Source organism: Mycobacterium sp. PTI7 (genome assembly GCF_056679845.1).
Map to the genome: position 1 here is coordinate 5,843,501 of NZ_CM155252.1, position 18,837 is coordinate 5,862,337.

Consider the following 18,837-nt stretch of genomic DNA (forward strand, 5'->3'; position numbering starts at 1 on the left):
GGTGACGTGGGCGGGGGGCTGTCCGGCGGTGACATAGTTCACCGGAGGTTTGATTAACGCTTGAGCCGGCGCCGTCAGTCATCGGCGCGGGACGGGTGTCCCGATCGTGTCGATGTGGCGACCCCGCCGCTGCGCACCCGGACTAGTGCTGACCAGCGGTTCGTAACGAATCTCGTTCAGCGAGCGGTGTTTACCCGTGGGACGAGCGCTTCTTCGGTGCTTGACAGCCGGCCGACAGCAAAGCGGCGGAATATATCCTGGATCCGCTGCGTAGCGTCTAGGGGTCGGGGTGACTCGGAGCATCCACTCCGGAAAAAGGAGCACATGACGATGAACCTCAAGAAAGCCGTTGCCGGCGTTGCCTTCGCAGGCGGGATGGGGCTGACCCTGATCGTGGGCGGTTCCGGTGTCGCGGTCGCGGCACCCGGTGGTGGTGGCGGCGGAGGGTGCCAGCCGCCGTTCTGTGTCGGCGGACCCGGCCCGGGTGGCCCAGGTGGTGGCCCGCAGGGACGTGGGCCCGGTGGCCCAGGTGGACCTGGCGGCCCAGGTGACTTCCGCGGACCCGGCGGTCCCGGCAACGACCGTGGCCCGGGCGGACCCGGTGGCCCAGGCGGCCCCGGCGGCGGTGGACCGGGCGACTTCCGCGGACCCGGTGGTCCAGGTGGACCCGGCAACGATCGTGGCCCCGGCGGACCCGGCGAGGGTCGTGGACCCGAGAACACCCGCGGGCCAGATGGCCGCGACTGGGGACCACGCCCGCCGAACGCGTTCAGCGGTTGGCGCGACGCACCGTGGGGTGGCGGGCCCGCACCATGGGGCTGGGGCGCACCGCCGCGGTTCAACTGGGATCGGCCACTACCGCCTCCCGGCGGGTACTGGAATTACGGCCCCATCAACTACTGGGGCTTCGACCAGACTCCGATCTGGGACCCGGGCTTCAACGGCTGGGGCTTCTACTTCTTCGGAATCTGGATCCCGATCTTCAGCATCTGACGAATGAGCAGCCGCCTCGCGTATCGCGAGGCGGCTGCTTCGCGTTGGGCGCGCAGATCCTGGCCAATAGCGTCTGGGACTGCAGTGACGCGTTTGCGCACAACAAGAGCAGACATGCCTCGGACCGACGGCATCAGCGCTCGCCGCGCCAGGGCGGCCGCCGCCGCGCTCACGGCGCCGCGCCGCGCCCGCGTGACCGGTTGGTCGGAGACGTTGAGCGGAAAGTCGTACACGGGTAGGTGATACAGCGCTGACACGTCGGGACGCCACCGACCTGGTGGCGCCAGCCAAGTTCGGCCAACTGACACCAGGCGCTACGCCGCGATTGCGACGACGCTCGCCACGATGCACGACCTGAACGACAAAGGCGGCCGCAGTGCGGATTTCGCGGTGTTTCATCGGCCAGATCCGCGGGACGTACCGCCGGCGCAGCTCGCTGATGATGGAGCTCGATGCGAAGGGACTGTGAGCGCTGGGTGCGAACCCTGCGTCAGATGTCACCCAGCCACGCGTCGCAGTGCACGGGCTTGGCGACGACGCGGTGAAACGGGGGCTTCTGCGCGAGCCTGGGCCGATGGGACGCTTGTCCATGAGTAGCCACGCGTCAGTCGTCGACGAGAGAAAGGTGTCACCGAGGGTGGTGACGGTGTCGCATAATCGAACGAGCAACGCCACTCAAGGGGCAATCGCCCAGGTCGGTTAGTCGTCATCGGGGGGAAGTGGGGCAAAGTGCTGGTCGATCCAGAAATCCTGCGTGCCTTCGCCGGGCAAGTGAACATCGCTGCAGGAGACATCAGTACAGCGGGCGTCGCCGACAAGATTTTGTCTGCTGGTGACGCTTTGCCGGGTTCGACGACGCAGTGGGCGGCGCAGACAGTGGGGGAGCACTTCGGTCAGTTGGTCACCCGGCTGTCGCAGAACGTGACGAAGATGGGAGCGGCAGTTCGGGGCGCGGGTGATGCTTACGAAGTGGCTGATGACGCCCTGGCCGGACAGTTCGACGGATTGTTCTGATCGATGCTGCCCTCTCGAACGACTCTTCGGAGTTGGAATCCCGATGCGTTGGCGGCCTCCGCGGCGGGGATCAAGGTCGCGGCGGAGTCCGTCGCCGGCGCGGTGAGCGGGATCGACACCGCGTGCGCTCAGATGCCGGAGACGCGGGCGTGGTCTGGTCGCTCGCACGAGGCGGCGAGTGCAATGTTCGTGCGGGCCAACCGCGAGGCCTCGAAGGTATCGGAGTACGCGAAAGCCGTCGCTGCGGCAATGACTACGGGCGGGTCGGTCATCGGCCAGGCCAGGGCCGCGCTACTGGCCAAAGCGGACCAGGTCGACGCCGGACCGCTCAGCGTCAGCGATCAGTGGGCGGTGCTGATCGACCCGGTGAAGATGTCTGCGGATGACCTCGCCAAGCTACAAAAGCTGGCGGCCGAGGAGCAGGATGAGATCAACACGCTGCTGACCGCCGTCGGTGATGCCGACGAGAGCACGGCGAACGCGGTTGCGGCGGCCGGTGCAGGCTTCGGTTTCGTGGAGGTCAGGCCGTCGGGAGATCCCTTCGCCATTCCGACGATGTCGGGACGCCCTCGGGACCAAGTGCCCGATCCGCGCGATCCGATTGGGATGCTTGATCAGCAGGCGCTACGCAATGGGGACATGGCAATCTCAGTCCGCGAGGTCATCGAGTCGGAGAACGCGTACGGCGACGAGGTGACGACGGTGATCATGCAGGACGGCAGCAAGCAGGTCATCAAGAACAAGGACCCCTTTGACTGGCCCAGCAAGCAAAACTTCATCTCCATCGAGCACTACGACAAGGACGGCAAGGAAGTCTCCGAGTCCAGCTCGTGGCACGACCTCGGGAACGACTGCGACTACACATCAGTGACGTGGCCAGACGGATCGAACTTCACCATGTCGATGGATCCGACGGGGCACCGCAACGCCGGGTTCACTACACCGTTGGGACGACATCAACCAGTTCCGGTGGAGCTGATCGACAACATGTCGCTCGGAGCGGGATCCGCGTTGTCGGGTCTGGAGAAGCACGTGGTCAACGGAGGCGGCCTGCCGATGCTCACGGCCGAATCGGTCGAGGACATCGGAAAGGCCGCCAAATATGGTGGGCCGGCGTTGGGCGTCGCGACGACGGTGTTCGACATGGTGATGGCAGAGTCCGGACGAGACGCGTGCATCGCCGCGTTCGGCGGCGGGAGCGGCGGTCTCGGGGGTTGGGCGATGGCTGAGGGTGGTGCGGCAATCGGCGCAATGACAGGAATGGGCGCGCCAGTGTTGGTCCCGGCGCTCGCTGCCGGCGGAGCGTTCCTGGGCGGGTTCGGCTTTGCCGAACTCGGGAAGAAGATCGGAGGCGTCGTGTGTCCGTATTGATGCTGCCGGATCCGCCGGGTTGGACGTCAAGCGGGAACCGGCTGGTTCTGGTCACCGTGGTGGGCCTGGCGCCTGCCCTCATAGCCCTTGGGTTTGGGCTGCGGGCGCTAGATAGGGGGAGCTATCTGACCGCACTGGTGATATTCGCGCTCGGCGCGAGCTTCGTGTTGATCGCCGTAGGCCTGCAGTACGTCCGCCGAGGTCGAACAGCGCTAAGGGCGAGTTATGACCCGGCAGGTACGGTGCTGTTGCCGGACCGGTGGTTTTCCGCGCTCGTAGTCGCCAGCCTGCTGCTCGCCACGCTGAGCATGTCGGTGATTGCCGTCGCGGCGCCGATCGGAGTTCTGGACATTCCGATGTCCGCTGGTATGAGAATTGCTTCCACGTTTGTCGCGGGCTTCGGTGCGCTAGTGGGAGCGTCCGGCTTGTTCACCGGGTGGCGGCGCGGCGGCGTCGGCTATGTGGGGCTGTCGGCGGACGGTGTTGACATCGCCGACATCGTGAACACGGAGTCGATCGACTGGGGCGACATCACGCAGGTGACAGACACTGCGCACGAGAAGAAGACGCGCAAGGCGGTCGTGCTGCAGCTGCGGGACGGAAGCGAGAACGTGATCGACGGCGCGGACTTGTACGTGCCGGGCGGGGCGACGCTGTACTGGATGGTTCGGCACTACTGGTTACACGCAGAGGACCGGGCTGAATTGGGTGATGGTCGGGCACTCGAGCGATTGAGCAACGGTGGGTTCGCGACGGCGTAGGGATGCCCATGACGCGGTTGCGGGTCCAGCACCCAGCGCTGGATTGCGAGGGTGAAGGTCCAGCCGCTCACGAACCGGCGGTCGCAGCGTCGATGGCGTTGAACTCCTCGTCGGTGAGTTCGATGCCGGCGGCCGCGACGTTGGGTTCGAGGTGGTCGACGCGCGAGGTCCCGGGAATCGGCACGATCACCGGTGAGCGCTTCAGCAGCCAGGCCAGCGAGAGTTGCGACGGGCTGGCCCCGTGGTCGGAGGCCAGCGAGCCGAGCGGTCCATCGGCCTCGGCGAGCGGGCCGGCCGCCAACGGGAACCACGGGATGAACGCGATGCCCTGCTTCTCGGCTTCGTCGAGCAGCGGCTCGGCGGTGCGGGTCGTCAGGTTGTAGAGGTTCTGCACCGAGACGATGGGGGCGACCTTCTGGGCCGCCGTGAGTTGGTCGACGTCGACCTCGGAGAGTCCGATGTGTCGAATCTTGCCCTCCTGCTGCAACTTCGCGAGTTCGCCGACCTGGTCCTCGAGCGGGAAGTTCGGGTCGATGCGGTGCAGCTGATGCAGATCGATGCGGTCGACGCCGAGCCGCCGGAGGCTCAGTTCGACTTCCTGGCGGAGGTAGCTGGGGTTGCCGAGTGGCACCCACACGTCCGGCCCGGTGCGCAATAACCCCGCCTTGGTGGCGATGACGACGTCGTCGGCGTAGGGATGCAGCGCCTCCTTGATCAACTCCTCGGCGACATAGGGACCGTAGGAATCGGCGGTGTCGATGAAGTTCACGCCGAGTTCGACGGCGCGGCGAAGGACGCGAATGGACTCGTCGTGATCGTCCGGCGGACCCCAGACGCCCTTGCCGGTGAGTCGCATCGACCCGAAGCCGAGTCGGTTCACGGTCAGGTCGCCGATGGCGATGGTGCCGGCTGCCGCCGCGGTGGTTGCGTCTGTCATGGTGCTCCGTTCGTCGGAAGTTCGGTCCACCTTGAGCGTGGCACCGGTGCGTAGGACTGTCCATGCTTGCGGCACGCACGAGGGGAAGGTGGGAGGCGCGAAGCTACAGCCCACCCAGCAGCGCGTCGCAATGGACGGGCAGGTCGCGCACCCGCACCCCCGTGGCGTGGTAGATCGCGTTGACCACCGCAGCGGCCGAGCCGACGATCCCGATCTCGCCGGCACCGCGCGAGCCCATCGGATTCGAGTACGGGTCGACGCTATCGAGCCAGATGGCGTCGATCTCGGGGATGTCGGCGTGGCTGGCGATGTGATAGGTCGCCAGGTCCTGCGTGACGACGTGCCCGAAGCGGTGGTCGCGGACGCTCTCCTCGTGCAGCGCCATCGACAGGCCCATGGTCATGCCGCCGATCAGTTGCGAGCGCAGCGTCGTCGGGTTGATCGCGCGACCGATGGAGAACACGCCGAGCATCCGGGACAGGTGGATCTCGCCGGTGTACCGGCTGACCCGCGCCTCGACGAAGTGTGCGCCGAACGAGTACATCGCGTGCTCATCGGCCTCCTCGTTCTCGGGGGCGTCGGCGGTGGTCGCGTCGCCGACGTCGGGGTCGTCGCCGTGGTCCTCCCGGAAGCGTTGCGCCGCAGCGTAGATGGCGCGCCCCCAGGAGCTGATGCCCGACGAGCCGCCCTCCACCGACGCCACCGGGAGGTCGGTGTCGCCGATCTGCAGGTCGACCGCATCGACGTCGACGCCCAAGATGTCGGCGGCCACCTGCGTCAGCGCGGTCCACGTGCCGGTGCCGATGTCGGCGGCGCCGATCTGCACGGCGTAGCGGCACTGCGCGATGCACTCGATGCGGGCGCTGTTGCCGGGCTGGATCATCGCCGGGTACACCGCGGAGGCGACGCCGGTCCCGATCAGCCACTCGCCGTCGACGCGGGCCTTGGGCGTCGGATCCCTTGACTCCCAACCGAAGCGCTCGGCGCCGGTGCGCAGGCACTCGACCAGGCGGCGATCCGACCACGGGTGGCCGGTCTCGGGGTCGACGTCGGGTTCGTTGCGGATCCGCAGCTCGATGGGGTCGACGCCGCACGCGACGGCGAGTTCGTCCATCGCGACCTCGAGCGCATAGGTGCCGGGGCATTCGCCGGGGGCGCGCATCCAATACGGCACGGGCACGTCGAGCTGGGCGAGCCGGTGGCTGGTCCGGCGGTGCTCGCCGGCGTAGAGCATGCGCGACGGGACGGCGGTCTGCTCGGCGTACTCCTTGACGGTGGCGGTCTGCTCGACGACGTCGTGGGTCAGAGCGAGGATGGTGCCGTCGGGCTGGGCGCCGAGCCGGATGTGCTGGATGGTCGGCGTGCGGTATCCGACGAAGTGCGACATCTGCTGACGGGTGACGGCGTACTTCACCGGCCGCCCGCCGGTGCGCTGCGCGGCCATGACGACGAGCGTGTTGTGCGAGTGCGGCGCGCCCTTGGAGCCGAACCCGCCGCCGACGTTCTTGGCGACGACGCGGACCTGCTCGAGGTCGAGGCCGAACATCGTGGCCATCTGCTTGCGGACGACGTGCACGCCCTGCGTCGAGTCGTACAGCGTCAGCATGGGCCCGTCGGGATCCCAGGTGGCGATGGTGGCGTGCGGCTCCATCGGGTTGTTGGTCTCCTGCGGCGTCGTGTACGTCTGGTCGACGACGACGGGTGCGTCGCGCAGCGCGGCGTCGGCGTCGCCCTCGGAGGTGTCGGTGGGGAACGACGGGTTGACCTGTTCGGGCGCGTACAGCCCGGGGTGATCGGTGCGGATCTCGGTGTCGTGGTCGGCCTGCTCGTATTCGACGCGTACGAGATTGGCTGCCTCGCGGGCGGTTTCGGCGGTGTCGGCGACGACGGCGCCGATGAGCTGGCCGCGGTAGTGGACCTGGTCGTCCTGCAGGATGGTGACGTCGCCGTCGGAGGTGTCGGCCAGCGTGGGTGCGTCGAAGACGGTGAGGATGGCCTCGACGCCGTCGAGCGCTGCGGCGGCGCTGGTGTCCATGGCGGTGACACGGCCCTTGGCGATGGTGGCCTGTAGCGCGTGCAGGTACAGCGGTGCGTCGACCTGGTATTCGTAGGCGTAAGACGCGGTGCCGGTGACCTTGGCGGGTCCGTCGAGGCGGGTCAGGCGGGTGCCCATGGCCCGGGGCTGCACGGCGGTCATCGCTGCCGTCCTTCCGCGAGGGTGGTCAGGGTGGCGACGATGGTGCGGGCGGTGAGTTCGACCTTGAACTCGTTGCCCTGCTGCGGTTCTGCCTGGGCGAGTTCGGCGTCGGCGGCCCGCCGGAACGCCTCCTCGGTGGCGGGTTGGCCGACGAGCGCCTGTTCGGCTCGGGTGGCCCGCCACGGCTTGTGGGCGACGCCGCCGAGGGCGATGCGGGCGGAGGTGACGGTGCCGTCGTCGATGACGAGTTCGGCGGCGACGGAGGTGATGGCGAAGGCGTAGGACGCGCGGTCGCGGACCTTGCGGTAGGTGGAGCGGGCGCCGTCGGGTGCGGGTGGGATCTCGACGGCGGTGATGAGCGCGCCGCGGGGGAGGGTCGTGTCGAGGTCGGGGCGGTCGCCGGGGAGGCGGTGGAAGTCGCTGAGCGGCATGCGGTGTTCGCCGTCGGCGTCGAGGTAGACGACGGTGGCGTCGAGGGCTGCCATGGCGACGGCCATGTCGGACGGGTGGGCGGCGATGCACTGCTCGGAGGCGCCGAGGATGGCGTGGTAGCGGGTGTAGCCGCCGATAGCCGAGCAGCCGGTGCCGGGGGTGCGCTTGTTGCAGGGGGTGGTGACGTCCTGGAAGTACACGCAGCGGGTGCGCTGCAGGAGATTGCCGGCGGTGGTGGCGAGGTTGCGCAGCTGGCCGGATGCGGCGGAGAGCAGCGCGCGGGCGAGGACGGGGTAGTGGCTGCGGACGATGGGGTGGGCGGCGAGGTCGCTGTTGCGGACGTCGGCGCCGATGCGCAGCGTGCCGTCGGGGAGGCGTTCGACGTCAGCGAGGGGGAGGTGGCCGACGTCGACGACGAGGCCGGGTTCGACGATGCCGAGCTTCATGTGGTCGACGAGGTTGGTGCCGCCGGCGAGGAAGACGGCGTCGGGGCGGTCGGCGACGGCGGTGACGGCATCCTGCGCGCTGCTGGCGCGGTGGTACTCGAAGGGGATCATCGGGCGGCCTTCTGGATGGCGTCGACGATGTTGGGATAGGCGGCGCAGCGACAGAGGTTGCCGCTCATGCGTTCCCGGATCTCGGCGTCGGTGAGTTCGGGGGTGTCCTCGAGGTCGTCGCTGACGTGGCTGGGGGAGCCGGACTTGACCTCGTCGAGCATGCCGACCGCTGAGCAGATCTGGCCGGGCGTGCAGTAGCCGCACTGGAAGCCGTCGTGCTCGAGGAGGGCCTGAGCGACGGGGTGTAGGTGGTCCTGGTCGCCGAGACCGGCGGCGGTCTGCACCTCGGCGCCGTCGTGGGCGACGGCGAAGGCGAGGCAGGTGGTGGCGCGCCGGCCGTCGAGCAGGACGGTGCACGACCCGCACTGGCCGTGGTCGCACCCCTTCTTCGGCGCGGTGACGCCGAGGTGCTCGCGGAGCAGGTCGAGGAGGGTGATGCGGTTGTCGACGTGCACGGTGTGGTCCGTGCCGTCGACGCGCAGGGATACGTCGGTGAAGTGGGCTGACTTCATGGGCGGGGGCTACCCGGGGGAGGGTCGGTGAAACGGGAGGTGTTGCGGTACCAGCGTTTGGTCGCGGATCGTGGCACAACAGCTGAAGCCGCACGTCATCCCGGTGCGTGAGTCTGGCGAGATCGACTGTTCGCTGTTACTCAACCTGCGACTCTCGGGCACCAGCGTTCAACGAGGAGCTGCGGCACCACGGGTCCCCGGTTCGGGCGAAGTCGGTGAGCGGTGCGTCGCGGCGCTTGCGGGTGACGACTTGACCTCTCGAGCCACCCGGCAGATCGAGAACTTTGGCCGAACCTTTGTGAGTTAAGGCCAGAGGACGACGAGGTCTTCGAGAATCCCCTGGGTCTGCAATTCGCGAGCGGTGTCGAGTAAGTTCAGCCCGGCGACGTCAACCATCATCCTCGGGCTTCGATTTCGACATTGCGATCTGTTCCTGCAGTTCGATGAGCGTGAGCCAAGGGTTCTTTCGATGGATCATTCGGTGACAATTCGCGCAGATGAGGACGAGGTCGACCAGCTTGGTCGTGGTCTCTCCCAACTCGCTGAGGGGAACGACGTGGTGGCATTCGATGTACCCCGCTCCGTGCTGGCCGTACGCGGCTTCGAAATCAAATCCGCAAGTGGCACAGGCCAGGCTCGAGTGGGACTCAAGGTGTCGCTCGATCTTGCGCTGGCGTAGTCGCGGGTCACGCTCTCGGGTGAGGTGACGCCGCACAAGCAGCCGTCCTTCAGGGGCTGAGTCGTCGTCCGCGCCGTCGTCTACGTCTTGAAGCTGTTCGAAGTCCCTGATCAACTCGCCGGTACGGATCCCAGTTTTGATCGCTTCGGCGACGCCTCTCATCTCGTCTTCGCGGGCCACGAAATCTGCAACCACTGCATCGTCAATCACGCTGCCGTTGGTCTTCTTCTTTGTGTACGTGGGGTGGCGGGTGGCCAGGTCCTGCATTTTCCGACCCACTCCGTTGGCATTTCGGAACTTAGGACCTCTCACCTCCATCGAGTGGAGCGGCAGCAGTTGGAGAAGGGCGGACAGCTCCTGCACGCGTGTATCAGTTACCGGTCGCCACTTCCATTCAGTGTCGACCAGAAGATCGCAGACGAGAATGACCTCGTCGCGAGTCCAGTCGGGTGCCCGGCTTGGAGGCACCCTGAACCCGAGGAGTCGGAGGTACTTGACCGCATCGTCGACGCCACCCGAGAACTCGCTAGCCGCGAGCGGAGCAAGACCGGGGTGATGCCCGTGTGCTGCGGCGAAGATTGCGTTGGAGTCGTACTCCTGGCCGTTTCGGAGCAGGAGATAGGAGGTGGCCTTCTTGAACCCGTACTTGTCGAGAAAGCGGTCGCTCCCGAGCGCGTCGTGTTCGGCGAGCGCCGCCAGAACATCTGTACGCTCCACATCTGCTCGCGCCATGTCGCTAAGGCTATCTAGCACCGGGGACGGCTGTCGCTCGTTCGCAAGTATGAACGTCCTCATTTTTCAGAGGCATCAGGCTGGCGCGAATTGGAGTCGAAGTGACGCCTGGTCTCCGGCTCGAGGGCTCTCCGCGCACGGGGAGTGGCTACCTGTCAGGCTCGAGGATCTGGGCGTAGGTGTTGCATAGCCAGCATCGCCAGCGCCGCCCCCTCGGCCGGCGTTTGCCCAGGGAGGACGAATCGTTGACCGAGATGATGGCAGTTGCACTACGGGCGGGCGGGCGGGCGAGTCGGGTTGGATGTCGATGGTCGCGCTAGCATGGCCTAGAAAGGGGTAGCTCGTTGGACGACGTATTCTTCCGGATATTTGCTGAGTGGGCGCGGCGCGAAGGCAAAGACAGCGCTCTCGCCGCGTATCGGGGCAACATTCCCGATGGCCAGCTCGCCGACATGGAACGCGAGTACGACCGGCTGGTAGAGACGATCGAGAAGGGAAAGCCCGGCGGCGTAGTCCCACCGGGCATCGAAAGCTGGTATGCGGGTCCGCTTGCGCAAGATAAAAACTGGGGTGCGCTGCGGAAGTATTTGCAAAATGACATGGGTTGGAAGGCCCCGACCATCGACCCGGTTGACGGTGCCTCCACGAAGGTCGTCGCCTATACCCCGAAGCCGAGTAAAACCGAGTGGACGGCGAAGGGGCTCGTCGTCGGATACGTGCAGAGCGGCAAGACCACCAACTTCACAGCGGTGATAGCGAAGGCTGCGGATGTCAGATATCGCCTCATCATCGTTCTCTCCGGGATTCACAACGGACTGCGTAGACAAACGCAGGAACGTCTGGCGACTCAGCTGAAGACCCACAATCCGCAGGCGTGGATTGAGCTGACCACGCTCGATGACGACTTTCGCCGACCCACTATGACTATGGCGTCGCTCCTGCACAAGAGCGAGGGAACCGCGTTAGCCGTGGTGAAAAAGAACAAGGCTCCGCTTACCCGTCTGCGGAAATGGATCCAGGAGGCAGCTGACCAGAACGCGGTCCAAGACCTTCCTGTGCTCATCATCGATGACGAAGCTGATCAGGCGAGCGTAGCGACCAAGACAATCAATCCCTTGATCATGGCGATTATGGAGCTTCTTCCTAAATGCACCTACATCGGGTACACCGCAACTCCTTTCGCTAACGTCCTCATCGATCCCGCAGCTGACGATCTTTATCCTGCGGACTTCATCCTCAACCTCCCCCCTCCATCGAGGGCGGCCGGATACTTCGGGACGGATCGCGTATTTGGAAGGGACGCGGTTGAAGGAGAAGAGGCGAACGGCGCTGAACTCGACGGATATGACATGGTTCGCATCATCGGTGATCACGAATTGTCGTCACTTCGGCCATTGAAGCGAAAGGACGTTCCGGGGTTTGAGCCGGACGTAACGACCTCTCTGGCCAATGCTATTAAATGGTTCTGGCTCGCTACCGCTGCGCGGCGGGCCCGCGGCGATCACGACCACTCGTCCATGCTTGTGCACACGCACGTCAGCCGCATAGTTCACGACCGTTTCAAGGCGCCATTGATTGACTTCAGGGACACTTTTCTCCGTCGGCTAAATAGTAACTACGAAGATGCGCAGGCGGAGTTGCGGACGCTTTGGGATGACGAAGCGTACCGAGTGCCCCATGAGGACCTTCCGGCCATGGTCGAAGTCACCTTTGATCAAGTGATGAATGAACTCGAGAGCGTGGTAGAGACCACGAAGATAATAATCGATAACAGCTCTAGTGAGGATCGACTCGATTACTCAACGAGCGGCCAGGTCGCCATCGCCGTCGGCGGTAATACCCTGAGCCGAGGCTTGACGCTGGAAGGGCTGGTCGTTAGTTATTTCGTGCGTTCTTCGACGGCGTACGACACTCTCCTCCAAATGGCGCGGTGGTTCGGTTATCGCCGCGGCTACGAAGACCTGCCTCGGATATGGATGACCGACACGCTCCGCGAGTGGTTCAGGCATTTGGCCACCGTGGAGCGAGAAATCCGTTCGGATATCGAGCGCTATGAAGAGCAGGGCTTCACGCCGATGCAAGTTGGGGTGCGAATTCGCACACACCCCAAACTGGCTGTGACCGCAAAGATGGGCGCGGCGAAGCCTGTGGCGGCGTCGTTCAGTGACGCCCGCGTCCAGACACGCTACTTCCGCGAGGACGACGAAGCATGGCTGAACGCGAACTATAAGGCTGCAGACCGACTGGTGACCGATGCGAGAGCCGATGGAGCACAGCCTTACACCGACTATGAACGGGGTGCGACACTACTGCGTGATGTGAGTGCGGACCGCATACTTAAGTTCCTCGCTCAGTACCTCGTACATGACCACTCTCCGGATCTCAACGGCTCACTGCTGAGGACCTATATCGAGAAAGAGCTAACGCTCGGCAAGCTTGAGCAATGGACCGTGGCGATAATGGCGCCGGCGGCAGAAGTCGGCACGGCAACTCCGATCCGAATGGGCGGCATGGATTTCAATCGCGTCACTCGTGCTCCGCTCAAGGACTCTCCGACACACCGCGCAGACATCAAAACGCTTATGTCGAAGCAACACCGTGTAGTGGATCTCGACATCGAACCTACTGTCGCAAGGAGGTTGGACGAGAAAGAACTCGTGCCAATCCGAAATGCAGATCCGGTGCGGGCCGACGCAGGACTCCTTCTCCTGTATCCGATTGATCCCGACTCGATTCCGGCCACCGCGAACGAAGTTAGCCGTAGGCGCCTTGCAGCCGGTGCGGAGGTCATAGGACTTGCGTTGGTGTTCCCGGCTTCGGAGAGGTCGACCGACAACTTCGTCGCAGTGGACCTGAGCAGCGTGGCAGTCGATCTTAGGCCGGACGAAGACGACGCCGATACTGAAGGCGATGCGGACGCTGAAGCGTTGGCAGCGCTGAGCGAGGGGTAGAAGATCACCCAGCCAGTGAACTTTTCAAGCCGCTGGTCGATGCTCGGCGCGGCGAGCGAAGGCGACAGCGTGCTGTCATCGATCTTGCCGACCAAGTCAGGTCTTGATACGCGATTGGCAGTAGATCGCGATGGCATGCGGCACCTTTTGGTGGCCGTTCGGCCGAGTGACAAGCGGGTGCCAGAAGAGGTCGATGGCGCCCTAAAGGTAAAACGGCGGCCCTACACTTTTAATGAAGCTACGTTGTTCTACCTTGACGTCCAGTGCACTCGCGGAGACCTCTTCGACGTCTTCGACGAACTACTCACCGATATAATGGACACGATTGACGCCGGAGGAAGTGCCGACGCGGCCATTGGAGTCATTCAGGGTTGGCGAAGCTTGCTCGCAGTACGCGGGCGGCAGACACTTTCGCTCGCCGCGCAGCGCGGCCTTTTCGCGGAACTCACGGTGTTGCGTCTCGCGCAACCGGATGGCTCGATTGACTTCTCGCATTGGCGAGGACCGTTGAAAGAGCCACACGACATTCTCATGCCGACACTCGCCATTGAGGTCAAGTCCGTGGGCCGAGACACTCGGTCGGTGGAGATGCACGGCGCGCTACAGCTATCAGAGCCGGGCCGTCCCCTATCGCTTGTACTGGTCGAACTAAGAGAAGAGCCTTCGGGGCAGTCTTTAACCGACCTCGCCGAAGAGTTGATCGAACAGGCAACGGACCATCAGTTTGCAAAACGCAGACTTAGGATGGCGGGCGTTGATTTCAGCCAACTCGACTCAAACTCGGCGAACTTCAAGGTTACTCGAGTCCGTCACCTGATCGTGGGCCGCCAAACCCCAAGGATTACGCCAGAAGAATTTGCAGATGGAGCGCTTCCGGAAGGACTTCTCTATCTGGTTTATGGAATCGAGGTCGCAGCGTTAGACAGCATGCTGATAGAAGGAGTTGCGCCGCTGCGGGATTGGATTCAAGAGCTGAATGAGGGGCGTTAGCACTGTGGGCGCGAAGTGGTGGTCCCAACCTGTGGCTGCTGAGGGATCGACTGCTTCAGAGGGAATTCGGCGTCAGCTCGGCAAGCCCAACCTCGATCCGTTGACCATTTTAATTCGTGAAACGGCGCAAAACAGTTGTGACGCAGCAGTTGGCGAGGGAAACGTCGAGTATTCGATTCGCCTATGGAGGCTATCCGGGAACCGCTTAGTGAACTGGACAAGCTTTCTCAATCCAGAACCCTCGGGATCGGGGCTGGTGATAAACAAAACTCTCGAGGACCATCCGTTGGTTCTCACAGTGTCCGATCGCGGCACTACGGGACTAGGCGGCCCGATGCGATCCGACGAGATACCTCTACCCGGAGAGCGCGCCGACTTCGTTAACTTCATTCGGAATGTCGGTGAAACCAAGGCCGGCGAACTCAGCGGCGGATCCTACGGATTTGGTAAGGGGATTCTTTACAATCTGAGTCGTTGCCACGTTGTAGTCGCGGACAGCGTGTGCGAATTTCGCGGAGTGCGCCAGAGGCGTTTGATAGGCGCGGCGCTCGGCGACAGCTACCGGCATAAGTCGAGGCTGTATACCGGCCGTCATTGGCTGGGTGATGTCGACGCTGACGGCTATCCCGCTCCCTTGCTCGACGATGCCGCGACCGATGTGGCTCTGCAGTTAGGCTTACCAAAGTTCGAGGAAGGCGCAACAGGGACGTCGATAGCGATTGTCGGCGTCGACCTCGGTATGAACGGCGAAAAGCCGCGTGACCCGGAAGAAGCCGCTGCATTCATGGTGTCGACCATTCTGTGGAACTTGTGGCCGAGGATGTTGGACGGCCGAAGGAACCAGCTCACCTGCAGTGTACGTCGCGACGGTTTCCGGACCGACGTCCCAAACCCTGAGGAACTTCCTCTCTTGGCGCCATTTGCGGCGGCGTACCGACAAGTTACGGAAACCGATGAGTTTGAAATTCCGATGCGAAAACAGCGTCCACGTGATGTCGGCCGCTTTTCGTTGAGGCAGGGAATGGCTCCAACCTGGACTGACGAAGTACTTCGTCCGGCAGCCCCATTCACCGGGCCGGCGCATCACTGCGCTCTAATGCGACAGGCCGATCTTGTAGTTGAGTACCAGGCCGGTGACCCGCCGCCGAATGAATTGCTCCAGTATGGGGCGGTCTTTCGAGCGAGCGCGGAGGCAAATCAATATTTCGCTGAGGCGGAGCCGCCCACCCACGACGCCTGGGTGCTGTCGGGTCTCACCGGGACCGCTCGCGGCGTGGTACAGCTGGCCCACAAGTACGTGCGGGATAAGCTCAAGGCGGCTTCGACTCCCGCTGGGATGCAGAATCCGACTATTTCCTCAGAGCCGTTGGGACACTTCGCCAATCAATTCGCGTCTGTAATTGCCACCGCTGAGGGTGAATCGGCAACCGCGTCCGTTGACGATGGTCTTGCAGCGAGGCAGTCACGCGGAAGGCGGCGTCCGGGTACACGCTTCGTTGAAAAGCCGAGTCTGGTCTTTGAAGCCGGGCGGCCAATTGTCCGGGCGACCATCGAGTTCACGGGCGACACGGCGGGCAAGGTTGCGGAGCTAGTGCCTGCTGTGGTGACACCCGACGGTGTTGAGGTCAATGACGACGGCATCGACGGTCCGGTTCCATTGAGTTGGACCGCTGAAGGTACGGGTCGGGTAGTCGAAGGGCGGTTTCTCGTCACGGAGGGACGCACCGAAGATAGGTGGGTTGTGCGGGTTGAACCTGTCCCCGACACGGTCACCCGCGTGTCGGTGCGACTGACGGAGTTGGGCGGATGAGAAGAGATGACGTTCCCCCTTTTTTGGTCCCCTCGGGTGGCGATATCCGGGCAACCGACTGGATCCGCGTATTAGAGGAAACGGCTGATTTAGTCGATGACTACATTCCCGACTGGGACCAAAACACAGAGCTTCACTTCAGGTGCATGGTCGTCGCTAGCGTCTCGAAGATCGAAGAGGTTACGGGACTGCCACAGTCGACTCTAGGATGGACGATCGGCTGGGAGGTCACCGAGACTGGTCTCGTCGGGCCGTCGCAGACGATCGCTGTGAGCGACGACGAGGTGGAGGTTGACCTTTTCGTTCCGCCGCGCTACACCGGCAACACAATTCGGCTGACCCGCCGGCTCGTTGTTGTCAGCGCCCCGAGCACGCCCCGCTCGCCGCTGCGAGCCCATATGCCAGGTTCGATTCTCTGGTCCGATTCGAAACAAATCCGGCTATCCGGTACAGGCGCTTCGTTCCCCACCGAGATCGTCGACTTCGCCAAGGTGCCTACACTGGCCCGTCTGGCCCGCAATAGCTGGTATCTCGAACTGCCGGACTCGGTGGAACAGCCCGTGCTGGGCGGCTTGCTCCTGCTCGTCAATTCCTCCGATCACGCCCTGGCTGCGGCGGTGTCCGCCCATACGCCCGACGATCAGCAGCGGGTCTTGGTTCAGACCCTTCAAGAGGATGTCACCGGTCACCTCATTCGGTGGGCCCTCATGCGATGGGAGGAGCTGAAGGATCTCGATGACTCGTCCGTGGGATCGGTCGCGCGCGTGCTCACTGAGCGTATTCTTCCGGATCCTGTCAGCTGGTCAGCGATCGAGAGCGACGCAATGGAGTTGCACGCCAAGATCATTGATGGCGCCCGCCGAATTGGGCTCGGTAGAGCACTATCATGAATCAACTATGGCCGCGGCTCGCGAGCAGTGCAGCCCGACAGATCTTCGATGAGTTGGCGGAGAACTCGGCGACCTCTCCCGTCGGTGCCACGTCGCATCCGCTGCAGACTTTCGCCGCAACCGGTGGCAGTAGGGTGACGCCCAAGATGGTCGGCGACCTCACCAATGTCCTTGCTGAAATTGCGTCGCGATACGGGTTCCCGAATAACTCACCGGTCGCTGATCGCATCGCTTTCGATCGCGAGGCTGCCGAGGAGATCTTTGGCATGATGGCGATAACGGCTTTCGAAGCCTCGCAACCGGGGGTTTGGAACTTCTTGGCGCTTGTTGCCATGCCAGACATAACGCTGTGGCGCTTCGGATTTAACAATAGAGAGCGCTGGGTAGCGTCCGATCTCACCCGGCACATGTTTTCGCGTCTGTGGTGGCAGGCTTTCACCTTCGGCCAGCCGTGCGATGGACGCGTTGACTTTCAACTGCTCCATTCACTGTCCGAAAGCGATCTCAACCAATTGACTGAGCGGCGCAGCCTTGGCGGCAATCACAGACTGGCCCGCGCAGTTGCACGCGAGTTAGATGCTCACCCCAAACGGGGGCGAGCGACGGTGCGTCATGTAGCACGAAAGCTGCGTCGACTTTCCGCTTTCATCGACTTCGCAGGTCTCAGTGACGACGACCTCGATGCCTTAGTGGGCGTTACGGTGCTCGAAGCCCTTCGATCCCAGGCAGTCGACTGACCCAAGCAGTTCGCGTCCAGAGTCTAAAAAGCGAGTCCCGGAGGCGCCGGGCCTTGTTCGCTTTGGCCATCGCGTCGTGAGCTGGTGCGTGTGTCGTCCTCCTGATGGTTTGACACGACGCGCTTAGGGGAGCTTAGTCAATGTTGATTGGATCGGAAATGACTAGGCAATCCGATGCCCTTGGAATCGGACGACGTGGTCGGTTGTTTGTCATAATGGCCCAAAGACCTTCGCTAGAATGGGCGACAAGCGACCCACCGATGAACGCAACCCCCTGCGCCGTACGTCGGACTGTGTTGCACGGCTTTTTGAGGCTCCAAGATGATGGCGGATGCAAGTCGCGGCTTGTCGGCGGTGGTCGTCTGAGTTTCCTAAAAGGGAGAGAGACACTTGACCGCCCCGTTCGCTCCTGATTTGTGTGGCTACAGACCGAACGGAATGCCGTCTACGTCTGACAGCCATGACGCCGGTTCGGTGGAATGGGGGCATGCCCTCTTCGAGAAGCTCCTTGTTCCCGGTCACAAATTGGAGGTTCCGTCGGTTGGCGCCGCAATGGAATCCGCAGTCATCGACGATTTGACAGATGTCCGATCGGACTTGTTTGTTGGGCGTAGCAAGCCTGCGGTTGGCTTTCAGCAGTACCGACATCTTGGCGTGTCGTCTACGTTCACGAAAGAATACGGTGGCGATCGCTCTGCCTTGAAGCAGGCGTTGATGTTGGTCGAGGAACTACCCGAAGGCGGCTCGCGGCAGGAGATCCGAGACTCACTACTTCGCGGAATAGACGCGGTGTCGTCCGACGATCGCAGGGTGAGGGAGTTAATCATGATGCTGCCGGAAGAATCGATGCTACGACTGGACATTGCCATCTCCTCGCCCAGTACTGGGCGACTGCTCGCCGGCATTAGTTCGAAGTGGTCACTTCGGACGGATCGCGCTCAAGACTGCGTTTCCCAGGGCTCGAAATTGGTAAATCTGAGGCGTGGGCAGATGCCGCATTATGCGGTATTGACGATGGAGCCTCGGCCCGCCATGCTCAAGCTCATTGCATACGGGTCCGGTGCCGTCGACTGCGTCTATCATCTCGCTCTCGACGAATTGTTGGAAGCAGCGGCCGATCTCGCGGCGAAGCGCAACAAGCCGGATTGGCCGACCCGAAGATTATTGGAGCGGATGGTCCTGCAGGGTCGCATCCGCCCGTACAGCGCGCTTGTCGGGGAAGTTTTGCGACTCCCGGGTGACTGAAGCCAGCCCTGATTCGAGAGGCGCGACTC

The 18,837-nt window shown here is 63.4% G+C and carries 16 protein-coding genes; 10 read left to right on the forward strand and 6 right to left on the reverse strand.

From position 1 onward, the window contains the following. The first annotated feature begins 330 nt into the window (after nt 1–330). A complete protein-coding gene (locus AC1MEY_RS28150; RefSeq protein ID WP_480228608.1) occupies nt 331–993 on the forward strand; it encodes a chitin-binding protein in 663 nt (220 codons plus the stop codon). On the opposite strand, the gene AC1MEY_RS28155 is transcribed toward AC1MEY_RS28150, so the two are convergent. Next, nucleotides 954–1,226: a hypothetical protein gene (locus AC1MEY_RS28155; protein ID WP_480228609.1), complete on the reverse strand. Its 273-nt coding sequence runs from the start codon at nt 1,224–1,226 to the stop codon at nt 954–956. The genes AC1MEY_RS28150 and AC1MEY_RS28155 overlap by 40 nt on opposite strands. Nucleotides 1,227–1,722: 496 nt before the next feature. Here AC1MEY_RS28155 and AC1MEY_RS28160 point away from each other — a divergent pair, with 496 nt between their 5' ends. From AC1MEY_RS28160 to AC1MEY_RS28170, 3 genes are read left to right on the forward strand one after another with little or no spacing between them, the layout of a single operon-like run. Continuing rightward, nucleotides 1,723–2,007 carry a WXG100 family type VII secretion target gene (locus AC1MEY_RS28160; RefSeq protein WP_480228610.1) on the forward strand — a complete coding sequence of 95 codons (285 nt, stop codon included), beginning with the start codon at nt 1,723–1,725 and terminating at the stop codon, nt 2,005–2,007. Between the two features lie 48 nt (nt 2,008–2,055). Next, a complete protein-coding gene (locus AC1MEY_RS28165; protein WP_480228611.1) occupies nt 2,056–3,378 on the forward strand; it encodes a hypothetical protein in 1,323 nt (440 codons plus the stop codon). Beyond that, on the forward strand, nt 3,366–4,139 hold the full coding sequence (locus AC1MEY_RS28170) for a hypothetical protein (RefSeq protein WP_480228612.1): 774 nt from the start codon (nt 3,366–3,368) through the stop codon (nt 4,137–4,139). Before AC1MEY_RS28165 ends, AC1MEY_RS28170 begins: the two co-directional genes overlap by 13 nt. Nucleotides 4,140–4,206: 67 nt before the next feature. Here AC1MEY_RS28170 and AC1MEY_RS28175 read toward each other — a convergent pair whose 3' ends face one another. From AC1MEY_RS28175 to AC1MEY_RS28195, 5 genes are all read right to left on the reverse strand, one after another. After that, a complete protein-coding gene (locus AC1MEY_RS28175) occupies nt 4,207–5,076 on the reverse strand; it encodes an aldo/keto reductase (protein WP_480228613.1) in 870 nt (289 codons plus the stop codon). 103 nt (nt 5,077–5,179) lie between these two features. Next, entirely contained in the window at nt 5,180–7,273 is a 2,094-nt protein-coding gene (locus AC1MEY_RS28180) for a xanthine dehydrogenase family protein molybdopterin-binding subunit (RefSeq protein WP_480228614.1), read from the reverse strand. Next, the gene (locus AC1MEY_RS28185) at nt 7,270–8,262 is read right to left on the reverse strand and encodes an FAD binding domain-containing protein (RefSeq protein ID WP_480228615.1); all 993 of its coding nucleotides are present in this window, start codon (nt 8,260–8,262) and stop codon (nt 7,270–7,272) included. Before AC1MEY_RS28185 ends, AC1MEY_RS28180 begins: the two co-directional genes overlap by 4 nt. Continuing rightward, the gene (locus AC1MEY_RS28190; RefSeq protein WP_480228616.1) at nt 8,259–8,774 is read right to left on the reverse strand and encodes a 2Fe-2S iron-sulfur cluster-binding protein; all 516 of its coding nucleotides are present in this window, start codon (nt 8,772–8,774) and stop codon (nt 8,259–8,261) included. Before AC1MEY_RS28190 ends, AC1MEY_RS28185 begins: the two co-directional genes overlap by 4 nt. A 388-nt stretch (nt 8,775–9,162) precedes the next feature. Then, nucleotides 9,163–10,185, reverse strand: coding sequence for an HNH endonuclease (locus AC1MEY_RS28195; RefSeq protein ID WP_480228617.1), 1,023 nt, complete (start codon nt 10,183–10,185; stop codon nt 9,163–9,165). 344 nt (nt 10,186–10,529) lie between these two features. Between AC1MEY_RS28195 and AC1MEY_RS28200 the strand changes: the two genes are divergently transcribed. The 6 genes from AC1MEY_RS28200 (at nt 10,530) to AC1MEY_RS28225 (ending at nt 18,808) form a co-directional block, all read left to right on the forward strand. Further along, a complete protein-coding gene (locus AC1MEY_RS28200) occupies nt 10,530–13,136 on the forward strand; it encodes a Z1 domain-containing protein (protein ID WP_480228618.1) in 2,607 nt (868 codons plus the stop codon). A gap of 15 nt (nt 13,137–13,151) precedes the next feature. Next, nucleotides 13,152–14,126, forward strand: coding sequence for a PD-(D/E)XK motif protein (locus AC1MEY_RS28205; protein ID WP_480228619.1), 975 nt, complete (start codon nt 13,152–13,154; stop codon nt 14,124–14,126). A gap of 334 nt (nt 14,127–14,460) precedes the next feature. Beyond that, complete coding sequence (locus tag AC1MEY_RS28210) at nt 14,461–15,936, forward strand: hypothetical protein (RefSeq protein ID WP_480228620.1); 1,476 nt, start codon at nt 14,461–14,463, stop codon at nt 15,934–15,936. A gap of 146 nt (nt 15,937–16,082) precedes the next feature. After that, nucleotides 16,083–16,826 (forward strand): hypothetical protein, encoded by a 744-nt coding sequence (locus AC1MEY_RS28215; protein ID WP_480228621.1) that lies wholly within the window; start codon nt 16,083–16,085, stop codon nt 16,824–16,826. After that, nucleotides 16,823–17,563, forward strand: a complete 741-nt coding sequence (locus tag AC1MEY_RS28220) for a DUF6339 family protein (RefSeq protein ID WP_480228622.1) — start codon at nt 16,823–16,825, stop codon at nt 17,561–17,563. Before AC1MEY_RS28215 ends, AC1MEY_RS28220 begins: the two co-directional genes overlap by 4 nt. A 390-nt stretch (nt 17,564–17,953) precedes the next feature. Beyond that, nucleotides 17,954–18,808 carry an NgoMIV family type II restriction endonuclease gene (locus tag AC1MEY_RS28225; RefSeq protein WP_480228623.1) on the forward strand — a complete coding sequence of 285 codons (855 nt, stop codon included), beginning with the start codon at nt 17,954–17,956 and terminating at the stop codon, nt 18,806–18,808. Nucleotides 18,809–18,837 lie beyond the last annotated feature (29 nt).

Excerpts from the sequence above, each read along its gene's own strand:
- AC1MEY_RS28150 (WP_480228608.1), top strand. The coding sequence starts at position 331 with ATGAACCTCAAGAAAGCCGTTGCCGGCGTTGCCTTCGCAGGCGGGATG.
- AC1MEY_RS28175 (WP_480228613.1), bottom strand. The coding sequence starts at position 5,076 with ATGACAGACGCAACCACCGCGGCGGCAGCCGGCACCATCGCCATCGGC.
- AC1MEY_RS28180 (WP_480228614.1), bottom strand. The coding sequence starts at position 7,273 with ATGACCGCCGTGCAGCCCCGGGCCATGGGCACCCGCCTGACCCGCCTC.
- AC1MEY_RS28185 (WP_480228615.1), bottom strand. The coding sequence starts at position 8,262 with ATGATCCCCTTCGAGTACCACCGCGCCAGCAGCGCGCAGGATGCCGTC.
- AC1MEY_RS28190 (WP_480228616.1), bottom strand. The coding sequence starts at position 8,774 with ATGAAGTCAGCCCACTTCACCGACGTATCCCTGCGCGTCGACGGCACG.
- AC1MEY_RS28195 (WP_480228617.1), bottom strand. The coding sequence starts at position 10,185 with ATGGCGCGAGCAGATGTGGAGCGTACAGATGTTCTGGCGGCGCTCGCC.
- AC1MEY_RS28210 (WP_480228620.1), top strand. The coding sequence starts at position 14,461 with ATGCGATCCGACGAGATACCTCTACCCGGAGAGCGCGCCGACTTCGTT.
- AC1MEY_RS28215 (WP_480228621.1), top strand. The coding sequence starts at position 16,083 with ATGGTCGTCGCTAGCGTCTCGAAGATCGAAGAGGTTACGGGACTGCCA.
- AC1MEY_RS28220 (WP_480228622.1), top strand. The coding sequence starts at position 16,823 with ATGAATCAACTATGGCCGCGGCTCGCGAGCAGTGCAGCCCGACAGATC.